The sequence below is a fragment of the Pseudomonas sp. BNK-45 genome (genome assembly GCF_047456255.1).
Taxonomy (GTDB): domain Bacteria; phylum Pseudomonadota; class Gammaproteobacteria; order Pseudomonadales; family Pseudomonadaceae; genus Aquipseudomonas.
This window is the reverse complement of the sequence record NZ_CP179909.1, coordinates 4,283,050-4,299,852: the sequence shown is the minus strand read 5'-3', so window position 1 is coordinate 4,299,852 and position 16,803 is coordinate 4,283,050. Positions and strand designations below refer to the sequence as shown.

The following is a 16,803-nucleotide window of genomic DNA, read 5'->3' as shown; positions in this document are numbered from 1 at the left end:
GGCCCTGTCATGGAAAAGCCCCTGCACCCCAGCTTCACCGATCAGCTGTTTTTCATCGCCACGGTGCTGAGCCTGGAAAGCCGGCAACTGATCTCGCGCCGAGGCATCAACCGGCCGTTCGGCTTTGCGCCTTTTGTCGCCGCCGCCTCGATCAACGACGGCCCGTTGCGGGTGGCCTTTGATGGCCTGAAGGCGTTTGGCTGGCTGAGCCAGCCCGCCGAGGACGAGTATTTCTTCAGCGGCCGGGCATCGGCCATCGGCACCCTGCCCATGGAAGTGGCCGAGCTGTTTTCCCGGTTGGCGCCGCAGCGGCTACCGCGCACCGAGGACATGCCCGGCCTGTGGCGTTGCCTGGAGTGCGCGGCGCTGGATTGGAACCTGCACTGTCCGGCCTTTGTTCAGGGCCTGAACCAGTTGCTGGCCCTGGTGCTGCTGCACCGGCTGCAACTCAACGGCGGGTTGGACCTCGGCACGGGCCGGGTCGACCCGCGCCGCATCGACGTTCAGCAGAGCGACGCCGAAGGCAGCCGGCGGCTGAGTGATTTCCTGCGCAGCCAGCAGTGGGTGCGTCGGGAAGAACGGCACCTGGTGCTCAACCCCGAACGGCGGGCGCTGCTGGCCGAGCGGTTGAGTGCGCCGTTCCTGGAGTATTACGCCAGCTTGCCCGCCATCCTCGACGACCTGCTGTTCAGCCAGGGCCAGCCGTGGACCGAGGTGCTGCACTGGCTTGAGGGGGCAGGGGCGTCGCTGCTCTGGCCGGGGGATCGACCGGCGCTGGAACAGTTGCTGGGCAAGGTCTTCGATGCCCAGCCGCTGTCGGCACAGCCGGACTGGATCGTCCAGCTCGGCGACCAGGACGGCACTTGCTCGAACGAACTGCGCCAGTGGCTGCGCCAACACACGGCCCGGGGCCGGGCGCTGGACAGCTACCCCCTGCAATGGCTGACGCTTGAGCACGCCGTGCCCGGCGATCCGTCGGCGCTGCGCCAGCGGCTGCGGGATGCGGGTGTAGGGGCCGATGCGCGCATCCTGTGGCTGGGCATTGGCCAGCTCAATCGCCGAGCGCCGCAACCGAGCTCGCCGCCAGCAACGGCCCAGGCCCCGTCGCGCTTTTACCTGGGGGCCGACGGCCAGCCGCTGACAGGCGCCCAGGTGCTTGGCAGCCTCGATGCTTCGGCCCACGCACTGGCGAGCCTGATCGGCGATCAACCGATCCTGCTCAGCGAGCGGCACTGGCGCCCGAACGGGCCCCGGGCCGATCACTTTGCCTGTGACTACCCGGTGGAGGCGGCGCAGTACCTGATGGCGCTGGCAGGCGCCGGGTTGTTTGCCGACCCGGGGAGCTTGCACCCGCGGCCCCTGGACGGCATCGACTGCGAGGCCAGCAGTGGCTGCTACCGGGCCCGTGATTACCGTGTGCGCCCGGTGACGCTGGCGGACATGCCGGCACTGCTGGCGCTGGAGCAGGCCTGCTGGCCCGAAGGCGGGCGGGTGGACGCGGCCATCCTGCGCCGCCGCTTGAGCCAGGACCCCGCCGGGCAACTGGCGCTGGAGTTCCAGGGGGCGTTGGTCGGGGTGATCTACTCCCAGCGCATCGCCCGCATCGAGGAGCTGTTCGCGGTGAACTTCGCCACGGTCGACCAGCTGTTTCACGGCCAGGGCAGCACCGTGCAGATCCAGAGCCTGAACATCCTGCCGGAACATCAATACAGCGGCTATGGCGATCAGTTGCTGGAGTTCATGCTGCAATACTGCACCCTGCGCAACGGTGTCGACACGGTGGTCGGCGTCACCCGTTGCAAGGACTATCCCAAGCACCGGCACCTGGCCCAGGCGGACTACCTCCATGGCCGTGACGAGCGCGGCGTGCTGCTGGACCCGGTGTTGCGCTTCCACGAGTTGCACGGTGCGCGCATCGAGCGCCTGGTGCCCGGTTATCGTCCCGCCGATGCCGACAACCACGGGCACGGGGTCCTGGTGCGCTATGACCTGGCCAGCCGCCAGCGTCAGGAACTGACGCCGCCCCCGACCCTGGCTGCCACACCGACGCTGGCCATCGACGAAGCGGTTCGCCAGGGCGTCAATCGTTGCCTGGGCCTGGCCCTGGACAGCCGGGTTTCGCCACGCCACAGCCTGATGGAGCTGGGGCTGGATTCCGCCGATCTGCTGGCGCTCAGTGAACAACTGGCCATGAGCTTGGGCCTGGCCCTGGAGCCGAGCTTCTTCTTTCGCTACAACCACTTCGAAAAGATCGTCGCCGCGCTGCAGGAACGCCTCGCAACGCCCCAGGGGGCGGCCCCCATCGCGACCCCCGCGGCCACGTCTGAGCCGACGCCTGCCAGCGCCGAGCATGCATTGGCGGTGATTGGCATCAGCGGGGCCTTTCCCGGTGGCGACCTGGAGGGGTTCTGGGCCGCCATTGGCGACGGCGTCAGCCAGCTGCGGCCGATACCGCCCGAACGCGCGATGGACGGGCCGCCGGGCGGCTATCTCGATGGCATCGAGTATTTCGATCACGGCTTCTTTGGCCTTTCGCCGGCAGAAGCGGCGCTGATGGACCCACAGCAACGGTTGCTTTTGCAGCACGCCTGGTGGGCACTCGAAGATGCCGCGATCAGTGCCCCGGAGTTCGCCCGTCATCCTACGGGGGTGTTTATCGCCGCCGCGCCGAGCGAGTACCGCGACCTCGTCGAGGCGCCCCCGGCCAGCCCGTTTCGACTGACCTCGTCGGCGCCGTGCATGTACGCCAACCGGATTTCCTGGTTCCTCGATCTGCGCGGTCCCAGCGAATACTGCAACAGCGCTTGCTCATCGGCGCTGGTGGCGCTGCATCGGGCCATGCAGGCAATCAGGGCCGGCGAGTGCCGGCAGGCGCTGGTTGGCGCGGTCAACCTGCTGCTGTCGCCTGCTGAAACCGCCGGCTACCGGCAAATGGGCTTGCTCAGCGAACAGGCACAGACCCGGTCGTTCCAGGCCGGGGCCGACGGCTATGTGCGTTCCGAAGGGGTGGGCGTGCTGTTGCTCAAGCCCCTGGCCGATGCCCTGCGCGACGGTGATCGGATTCACCTGAAGATCATCGGCAGTGGCGTGGGCCATGGCGGACGCGGGCTTTCGTTGACCGCGCCGGATCACCACGGCATGCAGGCGGCGATGGTCGCCGCCTACCGCGCCGCTGGAGTGGCGCCACACACCGTCAGCCATGTGGAAGCCCATGGCACCGGGTCGACGATGGGCGATGCCATTGAAGTCGACGCGATCCAGGCCGCACGCCGCCTGTTGAGCGGCGACGCGCCAGCCGGTGCGCCCTGGAACATCAGCAGCCTGAAACCACTGATCGGGCACTGTGAACTGGCGTCCGGCATGGCGGCGTTGTTCAAGGTGATCGATGCCATGAAACGCCAGCATCTGCCGGGCATCCCCGGCTATCGGCAGCTCAGCCCGACCATCAGCGTCGATCCGCAGCTACTGGCGTTCGAGGCTGAAAATCGCCCCTGGCCGGCGCTTCGGGATGCACAAGGTGAACCCTTGCCGCGTCGGGCGAGCATCAACAGTTATGGCTTCGGCGGCGTCAATGCCCACCTGGTGGTGGAGGAGTTTGTCGCTCGTCCGCGGGAGGCTGTGGCGGCTGTCGGGCCGCAACTGATCCTGCTGTCGGCGCTGGATGGGCAACGGCTGCGGGCGCAGGCGAGGCGCCTGAGCCAGGCGATCGACCAGCGTCCAGAGCTGTCGCTGGCCGACATCGCCCATACCTTGCAAGTGGGGCGCACGGCCCTTCAGTGCCGCTGGGCCTGCGTGGTGGACAGCAGGGCCTGCCTGCAACAACGGCTCGATGAACTGGCCCTGGGCGTGGGGGACGAGCTGTTGCCGGTGGCGGAGCCGGCGCCAGAGGACGCTGCCGCGGTGGCCCGGGCCCTGGCGGACCGCGACTGGCCGACGCTGGCCGATGCCTGGCGCCAAGGTGCGAACCTGAACTGGCGTACGCTGCGGCGCCTGGATCAACCCCGGCGAGTGAGCCTGCCGGGATACGCCTTCGCGCAGGAACGTCATTGGCTGGCCCCGCGCCAGGCCCAGGCCCAGGCCCTGAAACAGGCCAGCCCGTCGCAGAACAGCCCGCGCCAGGTACTCGCCGAGGTGTTGGGCTGTGATCCGCAGACGCTCGCCGGTTGCGCGTCCCGCAGCCTGGCCAGCCTGGGCCTGAATTCCCTGGGGGCTTTGGGCCTCAAGGCCAGGCTCGAGCAGGAGTTGCACCTGTCGCTCTCCCTGGCGCAGTTGAGCCCTTACTTGAGTCTTGCCGAGGTGGAAGCCAGCCTGTCGGCACTCCCACGGCATGCCGAGGCTGCGCAGGGGCCGCTGTTGCAACCGGCCCCCGAGGCTGCCCAAGAGCCTTTTGCACTCAACGACATCCAGCAATCGTTCCTGTCGGGGCGCCAGTTGCTACCCGAGGCGGAACGGGTGGGGTGTCATATCTACCTGGAGTTCGACTGGCCGAACCTGGACCTGTACCGGCTCAATCAGGCGTGGAATCGCCTGGTGCTGCACCACGACGCACTGCGGCTCAGGCTGCTGGAAGATGGCCGTCAACAGGTCACGCCAGGGGCTGGCTATCGCTTCAAGACCCGTGATTTGCGCCGCAGCACCACCGAGGAGCGCGAACGCGCCCTGGCCGATCTTCGCGCCGCGATGTCGCTCAAGGTTTACCACGTCGGCCAGGACCGACTCTTTGAGGTCGCGGTGTCGCTGCTGGACCGGCAAGTCAGCCGGGTGCACCTGAGCATCGACGAGCTGATTGTCGATGCCACTTCGCTGGAGGTGCTGCTGCAGCAGTGGCTGATGATCTATCAGGATCCGGCTGCCGGCTTGCCGGACCTGGGGGTGACGTTCCGCGACTATCAGCAGGCGCTGGAGGCGTTCAAGGACTCGCCGCGCTACCGGCGCGACCTGCAGTACTGGCTCGACAAACTGGCGCGGGCCCCTGCGGGCCTGCTGCTGCCCAAGGCATCGCGCCCTGCGGGCCGCGAGCGTCGACGGCTGGCCTGGAGCCTGGAGCGCCACCGCTGGCAGCGACTCAAGGAGCAGGGCGCCGCCTTGCAGGTGTCCGGCACTGCGCTGCTGCTTGGCCTGTTCGGCTTGATCCTGCAGCAGGCCAATGCCGGTCAGGGGTTTTCCCTGATCTGCACCAGCTATGGCCGATTTCCCCTGCACCCGGGGATTGAGCGCCTGGTCGGGCCGTTGATCTCGACGCAGTTCTTTGCCTTTGCCGCTGCGGGGGATGCGAACCTCGCCGACTGGACGCAAGGGGTGCAGCGCCAATTGCTGGAGGACCTGGACCACGCCAGTGTCGGCGGTGTCGCCGCGCTGCGGGAAGTCCGCCGCCGTGGTGCCTCGTCAGTGTCTTTGTGCAGCGGCGAGGTGGTCTTCACCTCGATGCTCAACAACCCGCTGATCGACAGCGCGCCGAGCTTTGGCGATGCCCAGCACTACTGCGTGACCCAGACGCCGCAGGTCAATCTCGATCACCAGATGCGGGAGCAGGGCGGTGCACTGAACTTCAGCTGGGACGTGGCCATCGACTGCTATCCCGACGGCCTGATCGAGCAGATGTTTGCCGATTATTGCCGGTTGCTGGTCAGCCTGGCGGACGCAGACGCCGACTGGCGAGGGGTGAGCGCCTGCGGATTGCCACCTGCGGCGCCTTTTCATCTGACGCCCGCTGCTGCGCCGGCACAGCCCTTTGCCTTGACCGATCAACAGCAGGCCTACGCCTTCAGCCGAGCGCTGCACCGGGGGCAGGGCAGCTCGCATCTCTACCTGGCGGTCAGCATCGAGGCCCTCGATGTTTCGCGGCTGGCCCGGGCCTGGCAACAGTTGGTGGCGCGGCATCCGATGCTGCGCACGCGGATTCTGCCCAATGGCACCCAGCAGACCCTGGAAACAGTGCCCGAGGTGCCACTGGAAACCCTGGAGCAGGGCGTCAGTTGTGCCCGGATCGCCGACGCGATGCTCGGCCGGGTGACGGCGCTGGGCGACTGGCCCCATGCCGAACTCAAGGTCAGCCGGCTGGATGAAGCCCATAGCCTGGTGCACCTGGGGGTGGACCTGCTGCTGGTCGACCTGCCCAGCCGGGACCTGTTGATCCGGCAACTGCTCGCTCTGTACCACGGCCAGTCACTGCCAGCGCTGACCCTGCATTTCGCCGACTACATCGAAGCGCTGGGGCAGTACCAGCGTTCGCCCGCAGCGCGGGACGCCGCGCTTTACTGGCAGGAAAAGTTCCGCCGGCTGCCCCAGGGGCCGCAGGTGCATGAGCGCCAGGACGGCCATGGCCCGTACCTGGAATACGAGTACCGCCTGGACAGTTGGCCAGCGCTGCGCGAGCGCCTGCAGCGAGCCGCCGTCTCGGCCGACGCCTTGCTGATCAGCGCCTATGCCTGGAGCCTGGCAAAACACGGCGCCACGCCAGGCTTTACCCTGGTGGCCCCGGGGTGGACGCGGCCACCGGTGCATCCGCAGATCGATACCCTGGTGGGCGACTTCACCACCTTGAGCTGGATCGATTTCGACAACGAGCCCCTGACGCTCCTGGAGCAGGCCCGACGTTGCGATCGGATCTTCAGCGAAGACCAGCAACGCAGCGGCACCAGCGGCCTGCAGGCGCTGCGCAAGATGGCCACGGACAAGCAGCGACCACGCAAGCTGGATTTTCCGGTGGTGTTTACCCGGCTCAATCCACAGGGAGCGCTGGATCTGCCGGCGGGCGCGAGGCTGGTCAAAGGCGCCAGCCGCACCCATGGTGTGGCGCTGGACAACCTCGGTATCGAGACCCGGGAGACCTTGTTGATCCACTGGGACCTTGCAGCCGATCGGCTGGTACCGGAACGGGTGGAGGCGATGTTTGGCGACTATTGCCGGTTACTGGAGAGGCTGGCGGTTGATGAGGGGGTGTGGGCGTGGACAGGCATTGATTCAGGTTCATGAGGCCCAGGCAGAGGGCGTGGCAGGGGGCGCAATGAGCTCGACCGATTGCGGACCTGAAGGCCTGTGGGGCTGGGCGCGAGTCCGTGAGTTTCGGTGAAATGCGGATCGGTTGTCGGAGCCTGGCCGAGGTCCCGATCCTAAGGCACCTGCTGCAGCGGCGGCCGTTGTTGTCGCTCGAGCCTGTCCACCTCGCGCCATTCTTTGAGCAGGGCTTGCCTGCGCCGCGGGTAGCGCTCGGCCGTTACCTGCAATGCCGATATGCGATCCGTCCTGAAGTGACGGAACTCTTGCCGCAGTTCGCACCACCCGGCCAGCATTCGAGCACGGTCAAAATAGCCCAGGGCAACGGGCCAGATCGTTCTCTCTGAACGCGTTCCTTTCAGATCCAGGTAATGGATCAGTACCTTGTGCTCGACTCGAATGGCCCTTCGGATCTGCGACAGATCGATGGCCTCTGTTTGTGTCTGATCGCCTTTGCCCACCACCAGTGAGTTGGCGTCCAGCGCGGTGCGCAGATCCTGGGGCAACACCGAGGCTATTTTTGCCAATGCGCCCTTTGCGGCGCTGCTCAGTTGCAGGTCGGCACGCTCGGACACCCAGCGAGAACCCAGGACCAGGGCCTCTATTTCCTCCTCGGTGAACATCAGCGGCGGGAGCATAAAGCCGGGGCGCAACACGTAACCGAGCCCAGGCTCTCCTTCGATGTTGGCTCCTTGCACCTGCAGTGTTGCGATATCCCTGTACAGCGTACGAAGGCTGATCCCCAGTTCTTTGGCCAACTGACGGCCCGTCACCGGAAAACGATGGCTGCGCAGGGTCTGGATCAGAGCAAATAATCTTTCGGTGCGGGACATGGAGAGGCTTAGCTGGCGGCGTGATTTGCGCGAGATCCTGCCATTATCCGGCAGTGACTCAAAGCACTGTTTGCACCGCGCGGTGGGGGATGCTCAATGGCAGCGACCTTTCAGGAGCAACGTTCCTGGCCGGCTGATGAGCGCCGATCCAGGCACTGCATCACTGCTGCCATTTTCTGTCAGTGCGCAGAAAGACAATGGCAGCATTGATCACCCCAAAGGAGCTAGAACCATGCGTCTTCACTACCATCCAGCGTCGACTTGCAGCCGCCGAGTGCTGATGGCCGCCCATGACCTCGAAATCGAGCTCGACCTGGTGCCGGTGGATCTGTTTAAAGGGGAGCAGAACGCTCCCGAGTTTCTGCAACTGAACCCGAATCATCGGGTTCCGGTTCTCGAACATGATGGATGGGTACTCTGGGAGTCTTGCGCCATCATGCAGTACCTGGCGGATCTGGTCCCAGGTCAGACCCTTTATCCCGGCGAACCCCGTGGCCGCGCAGACGTCAACCGCTGGCTGTTCTGGTGCGGGCAGTCCTTCATGCCGGGCATCGGCATTCTTAACTGGGAGAACTCGATCAAGTCCTTGGCTGGAATGGGGGCGCCCGATCCCGTTGAGGTCGCTCGCGCAGAACAAGGGGTGACTGAGGCTGCAAACATTCTTGAGGCGCACCTCGGTCATCGCCAATGGATTTGCGACAGCGGTCTTTCGCTGGCCGACCTGGCGATAGCCGCACCGCTGGCTGATCAGCACCGGGCCAAGTTCCCGGTGACGCATCTGCCCAATCTCCAGCGCTGGTTCATGCAAGTCCAGGCGCTTGATGCCTGGAAGCAGACGGCAGCACAAGCCCTGTAAGCTCAAGGCGTCCGCTGGGCACTTGAGGGCTGGCAGCCGATATCGGTGGCGTGGTGCGTTGCAACTCCATTGCCTGTCAGGCGGGATCCTTACCGAAGAAACCGGTTGTCTGGGCAAACTCGACGAATCGCCGGTTTGCCACGGACAGATATTCGTCCGCTCGCCAGCACAGACTGAAACTCATGACCTGTGCCGGTTTGAAGGGAATCCCCTGCAAGCCGGGTACGGAGTGTTGAATGGAGCGCAGCAGGGTAGAGGCGCCCATTCCATCCAGTGTTGCCTGGATGACCAGCGAGACAAAATTGCTCTGCAATGCTATTCGATAGCGGGTGCCGGCGGCTTCGCAGAAGGCATCGAACATATGGCGTTGCAGGAAGGTCTGGTCAAAAAGCACCATTTTTTCATCTTGCAGACGCGAGGCCTCGATAAAGGCCTGGCGCGCAAGTGGGTGGTCTTCGTTCATGCACATGACCATCTCGTCGGTGCCCAACACAACCGAGTCCCATCCGCTCGCCACTCGACGGGACTCCAGCAGGGCGACATCGATGTCACGGTTTTCCAGGCGTTGGCTGATGTCATCCGCACTGCCTTCGACCACCGTCATGACGATACCTGGATAACTTTTGCCAAAGGCGTTGAGTACCTGCGGAATGTAGTTGATCCCGTACATGGGAGGCACGCCGAGACGAATCTCGCCACGCTGCAACTGCGACAGATCCCGCAGCTCCTGGCGGGCCATGTCGAGTTCCAGCAAAGCGACTTCGACACGGGCGAGAAAGCTTTTGCCTTCAGCGGTGACGGTGATTTTTCGTGCTGCGCGGTTGAAAAGGGTAACGCCCAGTTCCTCTTCCAATCGAGTAACGGCCATGCTCAATGCCGGTTGGGCAATGTGCAGGCTCTGCGCGGCTTTGGTGAAACTGCCTTGCCGCGCAACTTCTACGCAGCACATCAACGCTTTGAGATTCATGCCAGTCATGCTCGGATCGAAAGCCGAAGCATAACAATCAGTGATGAAAACAATCACAACATAATATTTTTCGTGATGGATGGGCCTGACTAATATGCCGGCGCTAACGGTGTTGTCGCCTTTTCGAGGCTCGTGCCCGGGCCGATGACTTGCCTCTTTCAAAACGGATTTTTACTCAATGCTCAAGTTCAACGCTCATCTCGGCTTCCAGTTCAACGATTTGCCCTTTCTCCAGCGGATCGAAGCGGCAGCGGCGGCCGGATTCAAGGCAGTGGAGTTTCCTTCACCCTATGCATTTGAAGCCAGTCAACTGGCCGCACATTTGACTCAATATTCCCTGCCCCTGATCCAGTTCGCGGCCCCGGCCGGAGTCACCAAGGGCTTGGCTGCGTTGCAAGGCAAGGAAGAAGAGTTTCGTGAGGGTCTGGCCTTGGCCGCCAGGTATGCAAAGGTCTTGGGCTGCTCGAAGGTGCACGTCATGTCCGGGATTACTGAACAGGTTTCGGCTGCGCCGCGTTTCATGAGCAACTTGGAATATGCCGTCGGCTATTTTCAGGATCAGGGGTTGCAGCCTCTGATCGAAGTGATAAGCCCAAGGGAAATCCCGGGGTACTACCTGTCGGATTTCGGCAAGGCGCTCCAGGTGCTGGAAGCCTTCCCGAGTGTGGGGCTGATTCTCGATCTGTACCATGCACAGCTTTTGACCGGCGACGCCGCAACTGTTCTGGACCAGTTTTATGAGCGAACGGTCCACGTACAGGTTGCGGACTGCCCAGGTCGCCATGAGCCGGGGACCGGCATGGTTGACTTTGCGCCATTGTTTGCCGCCCTGGAACACCGTGGATACGCGGGATGGATCGGCTGTGAATACCGTCCTTCCAGCACGACTGCGGCAAGCTTGGGTTGGCTCAAGTTGCACGATGCCTAGCGCTTGATGGTGGGTGGCTGGCCGTCGCGAACGACCGCACCGGCCAGCATCAGCCGAAGAACAAGCCCCTTGCTCTCACGCCAGATTGATAAAGATCACGACAAGCATGCCGATACTTCGACAGTACTTCAGGTCACGGCATGCTGTTTTTGGCGATGAGCAAGGAACACAAACGAATGTCTACTCGTGGGAATGTGCTCAAAGCATCGGACGTGACCCTTTGCGCCCTGGTGTGCCTGGCCGGGGTGGCCATCACGCTATTGGTGTTGATCCTGTTTGTCGGGGCAGAGCAGCGTACCGTCAGCGTTGCCTTTCAACTGGAGGTCGACGAAAGATTCAGTCGCCTGCAACGACGCTTTAATACTCAAGTCTTGAAACTGGACGTGGTGCGGCGTTTCTTTGTCAACGCCGACGATGTCACTGAAAAGGAGTTTCTGGGATTTGTCACGCCTCTGGTTGGCGAGGACGAAGCCTATAGCTGGGTGGCCAGGATTCCCGAGAAGGATCTGCAAGGGTTTCGTGCCAAGGCGCTGCTCAACGGCACCGGTGATTTTTCATATCATGAAATTGATCCCGTCAGCGGTGACAGAGTCCCGCTTAGCAGCCGGCCGGAGCACTGGATATTGCTCTATTTATTGAAGCGCGATGACGTGAAGGTCTTGCCCGGCATGGATATTCTGGCTCGCCCGGGTCGCCAGGCCTTGATGAACAAGGCCCGGGAAACAGGCGAAATCGTGGTGTCGGAACCCTTGAAAATGACCAATGGACAATCGGGGGTTTTCTTTGTCGCACCGGTGTTCAAGACGCCGCCTGAGGTGCCATTGCACGATGCAGATTTGCAGGGCTTCGTTGTCTCCAGCGTGCGCTTGGCGTCCCTGATGGAACAGGGCATTCCATTACCCAGCCTGCAACGATTGAACGTGACGCTTTCATTGATCGACAACCAGCAGCAAGGGGAAGACATCTATCAGAGCCTGGCTCCCGCAGCCCCTTCGGCGCTGTACGCGCAGCGGCTGCTGAAAGTCGCCGACCAGGATTACCTGGTCCAGTTTCGACCCGGCGCAACATTTCTCGCCGCCAACAGCTACACCCTGTCCATCAGCCTGATTGTCGTGTTCGGAACAGGGTTGTCGCTGCTGTTGACCTTGATGGTGTACTTGCTGATTACCCAGCGCGCCCGCGCCCTGTCGCTGGTGGATGAACGCACGCAAGACCTGCGCGTGCTGAACATCACCGATCACCTGACCGGCGTCTATAACCGCCGATACTTCGAAGAGTTGATGGCGCGCCTGCTCATCGAGGCGAACGTGCAACACCGCCCGCTGTCGCTGATCATGTTTGACGTTGATCACTTCAAGCACATCAACGACCGCTGGGGCCATCAATGTGGCGATAAGGTTCTGCAGGCCTTGTGCGCCCGAATAAGTTCGGCAACACGGCAAACCGATCTGCTGTGCAGAACAGGCGGAGAGGAGTTTGCGTTGATCTGCCCGGATAGCGAGCTGAACCATACAAGGCTGCTGGCAGAAAAGCTTCGGGCGCTGATAAACACCCAGCCCTTTGAGGATAGTGGCCGGGTGACTTGCAGCTTCGGCGTTGCCACATGGATTGCGTCAGAGTCGTTCGACGCCTTCATTCGGCGTGCTGATACCGCGATGTACCGTGCAAAAGCAATGGGCCGGGACCAAGTGCAGGCGGCCGACCGCTAGACGCTCGGCAGCCCGGGCGACCAGGATCAGGCACCAGAGGCCGCAGCGCCCCGGCAACCTAAAGCAGGGTGGCTTGACGACCTGGGTCGCTGCAGTGCAAGGCGATCAGCCTGCCGGTGGAGCCATATGATCGCCGGGTGGATGAGCCTGGATGAGGCCGTCACTCAGTGCGCCGCGCAAGGTCCGGAGTAACAGGCATCGGGTCGCCAGGTCATAGGGCGCGTGCTTGGGCAGAGCGTCGAGAGCGGTCATTCGGCAGGTTCTCAATGGCCGGCGGGTGCCGCTTCAAGGCCGTGCCGTCGGCATCGAACAGATGCAGGTTGTCGATTTCCAGCTGCAGCTCGACTCGATCACCTGCCTGCCATCCGGCGTTGACCTCGCAGCGACAGACCAGCGGCTCGTCCTGATCGGTTTCGAGGTGCACGTAGGTTTCGCTCCCCAGGTACTCGACCCCGGCCACGACAAGGCCGCCGGTTCCTTGCGCGGCCTTGAGCGACATGTGCTCCGGGCGAACCCCCAAGCTCAGGGGCGTGCCGGCCGTCAGGTTCGAGCTGTCGAAGGGCAGGGCGGTCATGCCCAGCACCGAGGTCTCCACCCGGCTGGTTTCGCCGGGGGCGTGCAGGCGCGCCGCCAGAAAGTTCATTCTGGGCGAGCCGAGAAAACCGCCGACGAAGCGGCTGGCCGGGCGTTCGTAGAGTTCGCGAGGCGAGCCGACCTGCTCCACGTGGCCGCCATTGAGCACGACAATCTTGTCGGCCAGGGTCATGGCCTCCACCTGATCGTGGGTGACGTAGATGATGGTCGAGCTGAGTCGAACGTGCAGCCGGGCGATTTCGTTGCGCATCTGCACCCGCAAGGACGCGTCCAGGTTGGACAGCGGCTCATCGAACAACAAGATGTCCGGCTCCCGCGCCATGGCCCTGCCCATGGCCACACGCTGACGCTGCCCTCCGGAGAGTTCCTTTGGCTTGCGTTGCAGCAGTTTGTCCAACTGCAGGATTTGCGCCGTTTTCAGCACCCGCTCGCGCAGGCTGCTTTTATCCGTCTTGGCCAGCTTGAGACCGAAACCGATGTTGTCGTAGACGCTCATGTGCGGGTACAGCGCATAGGACTGAAACACCATGCCGACGCCGCGCTCGCGCGGCTCCAGGTCATTGACCCGTCGTCCATCAATCAACAGGTCGCCGGCGCAGATCGAATCCAGTCCTGCGATCAGTCGCAGCAGGGTCGACTTTCCGCAGCCCGAAGGGCCAACGAACACCACGAATTCACCCGCAGCGATCTCCAGGCTGACGTCGCGAAGAATCCGCGCGCCGCCCAATTGTTTGTTCACCTTATCTAGCTTCAGTTTGATCACGATGCTGTTCCTTGTAGTTGTTGGGCATCAACCCTTTAAGGCGCCGGCGGTGAGACCGGAAACGATTCGGCGCTGGAAGATCAGCACCAGGATCACCAAGGGCACGGTGACCAGCACCGATGCCGCCATCAACAGCCCCCAAGGCAGCTCATGGGGACTCCCGCCGGAAATCAGGGCGATGGCGACCGGCACCGTGCGTTGCGTGTCGGTGAGGGTGAAGGTCAGGGCAAACAGGAACTCGTTCCACGCGGCGATGAAGGCCAACAAGCCAGTGGTGACCAGGGCAGGCCAGAGCAGCGGCAACAGCACGCGGGTCAGCGTGACCCAGGGTGAAGCGCCATCCATGATTGCCGCTTCTTCCAGCTCATGAGGCAGTTGCCCCATGAAGGTGGTCAGCACCCAGACCGTGAAGGGCAGGGTGAAAATGCTGTAGCTCAGGATCAGCGCCCAAGAGGTGTTGTACAGGCCCAGAGCGCGGATCACTTCGAACAGCCCCGACAGCACCGCGACCTGGGGAAACATCGACACGCCGAGCACCATCATCAAGACCGTGCCACGCCCCCGGAACTTCACCCGTCCCAAGGCATAGGCGGCCGTCACACTGAGGAACAGCGCCAGCGTCACCACGCACAGTGCGACCAGCAGCGAGTTGCCGATCGCCCGCAGGAATGAGGCTTGGTGGAGTACCGTCGCGTAATTGGAGAAGTCGGCAGTGCCGATCCAGTAGCTGACGTCGAACAGGGCGCTGGACGGCTTGAGCGACGTCACGATGGCGTAATAGAAAGGGAAGACCGCATACAGCAACACAATCCCGATCAGGCACCAGAATCCACAGCGCCACAGGGCTTTCTTGAGGAGGCGCGGGCTCATGCTCGAACCTCCATTTGACGGCGTCCGAGGTAGAGGTAAAGCATGGCGATCAGCGCAACGACCAGGAACAGCAGGGTCGAGGCTGCGCTGCCATAGCCGACATCCTGGAACTCCACCAGGTGTTGGCGGGCATAGACCGACATGCTCATGGTGCTGGACGAATTCGAGGTCAGCACATAGATGACGTCGAAGACCCGCAGGGAGTCGAGGAGGCGGAAGATCGTGGCCACCAGCAATGCCGGCATCAACAACGGCAGCGTGACGCGCCAGAACACTTTCAGCGGATGAATGCCATCGACCCTGGCGGCTTCGTAGCAATCGCTCGGCAACATCTGCAAGGCAGCCAGCATCAGTAGCGTGACAAAGGGCAAGGTCTTCCAAACGTCGACGATGATCACCGCCCACATCGACAGACCCGCGTCTGCCGTCCAGGCCAGAGGTGCGTCAATCAGGCCGACGCTGAGCATCATGTGGTTGATGATGCCGAACTGGTCATTGAGCATCCACGACCAGATCTTCGCCGAGACAATGGTGGGAATCGCCCACGGAATCAGAATCAGCGCACGCACCAGGGAGCGACCGGTGAACTGGATGTTCAGCAGCAACGCCAGCAACAGCCCCAGGACGACTTCCAGGCCCACCGAGACCAGGGTGAAATACAGCGTGTTGTGCACGGCGTTCCACCATTGTGGATCGACCAGGATCCCCGACCAGTGCGAACCGTCGTGGAACAGATAATTGCTCAAGCCGACAAAGGCGCCGCCACGGGTGTCCGCGAGGCTGGCGTCGGTCAGGCTGAACCAGAATGTGCGCAGTAGCGGCCAGGCGGCCACCAGGGCCAGGCACAGCAGCATGGGCGTCAGAAACAGCCATGCGGCGCGTACTCGGCGACGCTGCATGGGCGTTTCCCGGGTGAGCAGGCGCTCGTCACAGGAGGCATGGACAGTAGAGACAGACATGGTGATTTCCTTCCTTGGGGCTTACCAGTTCCGGCGTTTGATGCGCGTGAGTTCGCTTTCCAGTTCGGCCAGCGCCTGATCGACAGGCAACTCGCCCGCCAGCACGCCATGCACTCGGTCGAAGAACGCATTGGAGACCCGTGGATAGCGATCGGCGGTTATTGCGGCGGGGCGCATGACCCCATCGTTGAGAATGCTGTGCAGATGAGCGTAGTAAGGCATGGCCGCGAGCAGCTCGGGGTCCTGATACAGGGACTCGATAACCGGGTTATAGGCGCCGATCAGGGCACGGTGCTTTTGTTGCTGGGCGCTGGTCAGGTAGCTCACCAGCTCCGCGGCCAGTTGCGGATGGGCGCTGTAACGCGATACCGCCAGGCCCCACCCGCCGAGGGTGGATGCATGGTTACCGGTCTCGCCGCCGCGGGGCAGGGCAGCGACGCCAACCTGGTCTTTCACCGCACTGTCCTGGCTCTGCACCAGGGCCCAGACGTAAGGCCAGTTGCGCATGAACAGCGCATTTCCCGACTGGAATACGCCACGCCCTTCTTCCTCGGTGTAATTGAGCACGCCACGCGGGGAGATGTCTCCGACCCAGCTTTTTGCCAGGTTCAGGGCCGCTCTTGAGGCTGGACTGTTAACGACGATGTCGCCTTGTGGATTGACCAGGCCGCCTTGCGCTTGGCTGCTGATCCACTCCAGCGCATTGCAGGTCAGCCCCTCGTAGGCGCGGCCCTGAAATATGTAACCCCACAGATTGGGATGACCGGCGCTGCGTTCGGCCTGTTGAACCTCCCTGGCGGTCGCGGTCATTTCCTCCCACGTCTGGGGCACCGGCTTGTTGTACTTCTCGAGCAAGTCCTTGCGGTAATACAGCAGCCCCGAATCGGTGAACCACGGCATCGTCACCAGCCGTCCGTTGACCGTGGCGTTATCGACCTGTGCCTGGAAGTAGCCCTGGGTCGCGTTGGCAGGAAGCACCTCGCGCAGATCCAGCAGGTGTTTGGCCAGCATCCCCGGCCACACCATGTCGATTTGGATGATGTCGATGTCGGTGGACTGTGCACTGAGGATCTGTTGGTAGAACGACAACCGCTCGGTCGCCGAGTTGGGCGTGGAAACCACCTCGACGTGGTTGCCAGTCTGTTTCGACCACGCCTCGACGGCCTCTTTGCAAAGTTGCAACTCGGCCCCCACCGCGCCGCAGGAGATCGTCAGATCGGCTGCGCTGGAGACGGATGGAAGGCCGGCACAGAGGGTGAGTAACGCTGCTGGAAGGAGGGATTTCAGCTGTTTCATATAGGCCTCTTTATTTTTGTTTTTAGAGAAGT

The 16,803-nt window shown here is 62.9% G+C and carries 10 protein-coding genes; 4 read left to right on the top strand and 6 right to left on the bottom strand.

Annotation, left to right across the window (positions count from 1 at the left end; translation table 11 throughout):
- The first annotated feature begins 9 nt into the window (after window positions 1–9).
- Entirely contained in the window at window positions 10–6,975 is a 6,966-nt protein-coding gene (locus ACMGG8_RS19675; RefSeq protein ID WP_414158225.1) for a beta-ketoacyl synthase N-terminal-like domain-containing protein, read from the top strand.
- A gap of 137 nt (window positions 6,976–7,112) precedes the next feature.
- On the opposite strand, the gene ACMGG8_RS19670 is transcribed toward ACMGG8_RS19675, so the two are convergent.
- Window positions 7,113–7,829 (bottom strand): helix-turn-helix transcriptional regulator, encoded by a 717-nt coding sequence (locus tag ACMGG8_RS19670; protein ID WP_414158224.1) that lies wholly within the window; start codon window positions 7,827–7,829, stop codon window positions 7,113–7,115.
- A gap of 25 nt (window positions 7,830–7,854) precedes the next feature.
- Here ACMGG8_RS19670 and ACMGG8_RS19665 point away from each other — a divergent pair, with 25 nt between their 5' ends.
- Window positions 7,855–8,685, top strand: coding sequence for a glutathione S-transferase family protein (locus ACMGG8_RS19665; protein WP_414158223.1), 831 nt, complete (start codon window positions 7,855–7,857; stop codon window positions 8,683–8,685).
- A 76-nt stretch (window positions 8,686–8,761) separates the two neighbouring features.
- Here ACMGG8_RS19665 and ACMGG8_RS19660 read toward each other — a convergent pair whose 3' ends face one another.
- Window positions 8,762–9,652 carry a LysR family transcriptional regulator gene (locus tag ACMGG8_RS19660; protein WP_414159957.1) on the bottom strand — a complete coding sequence of 297 codons (891 nt, stop codon included), beginning with the start codon at window positions 9,650–9,652 and terminating at the stop codon, window positions 8,762–8,764.
- Between the two features lie 178 nt (window positions 9,653–9,830).
- Between ACMGG8_RS19660 and ACMGG8_RS19655 the strand changes: the two genes are divergently transcribed.
- A complete protein-coding gene (locus ACMGG8_RS19655; RefSeq protein ID WP_108543702.1) occupies window positions 9,831–10,580 on the top strand; it encodes a hydroxypyruvate isomerase family protein in 750 nt (249 codons plus the stop codon).
- Between the two features lie 176 nt (window positions 10,581–10,756).
- Window positions 10,757–12,289, top strand: coding sequence for a diguanylate cyclase (locus tag ACMGG8_RS19650; protein ID WP_414158222.1), 1,533 nt, complete (start codon window positions 10,757–10,759; stop codon window positions 12,287–12,289).
- Window positions 12,290–12,500: 211 nt separating this feature from the next.
- Here ACMGG8_RS19650 and ACMGG8_RS19645 read toward each other — a convergent pair whose 3' ends face one another.
- Genes ACMGG8_RS19645 through ACMGG8_RS19630 form a run of 4 tightly spaced genes read right to left on the bottom strand, consistent with a single transcriptional unit; the run spans window position 12,501 to window position 16,771 of the window.
- Window positions 12,501–13,646, bottom strand: coding sequence for an ABC transporter ATP-binding protein (locus ACMGG8_RS19645; protein ID WP_414158221.1), 1,146 nt, complete (start codon window positions 13,644–13,646; stop codon window positions 12,501–12,503).
- 27 nt (window positions 13,647–13,673) lie between these two features.
- Complete coding sequence (locus ACMGG8_RS19640) at window positions 13,674–14,516, bottom strand: carbohydrate ABC transporter permease (RefSeq protein ID WP_060839253.1); 843 nt, start codon at window positions 14,514–14,516, stop codon at window positions 13,674–13,676.
- A complete protein-coding gene (locus ACMGG8_RS19635; protein WP_414158220.1) occupies window positions 14,513–15,475 on the bottom strand; it encodes a carbohydrate ABC transporter permease in 963 nt (320 codons plus the stop codon). Before ACMGG8_RS19635 ends, ACMGG8_RS19640 begins: the two co-directional genes overlap by 4 nt.
- 21 nt (window positions 15,476–15,496) lie before the next feature.
- Window positions 15,497–16,771 carry an ABC transporter substrate-binding protein gene (locus tag ACMGG8_RS19630; RefSeq protein WP_414158219.1) on the bottom strand — a complete coding sequence of 425 codons (1,275 nt, stop codon included), beginning with the start codon at window positions 16,769–16,771 and terminating at the stop codon, window positions 15,497–15,499.
- Window positions 16,772–16,803 lie beyond the last annotated feature (32 nt).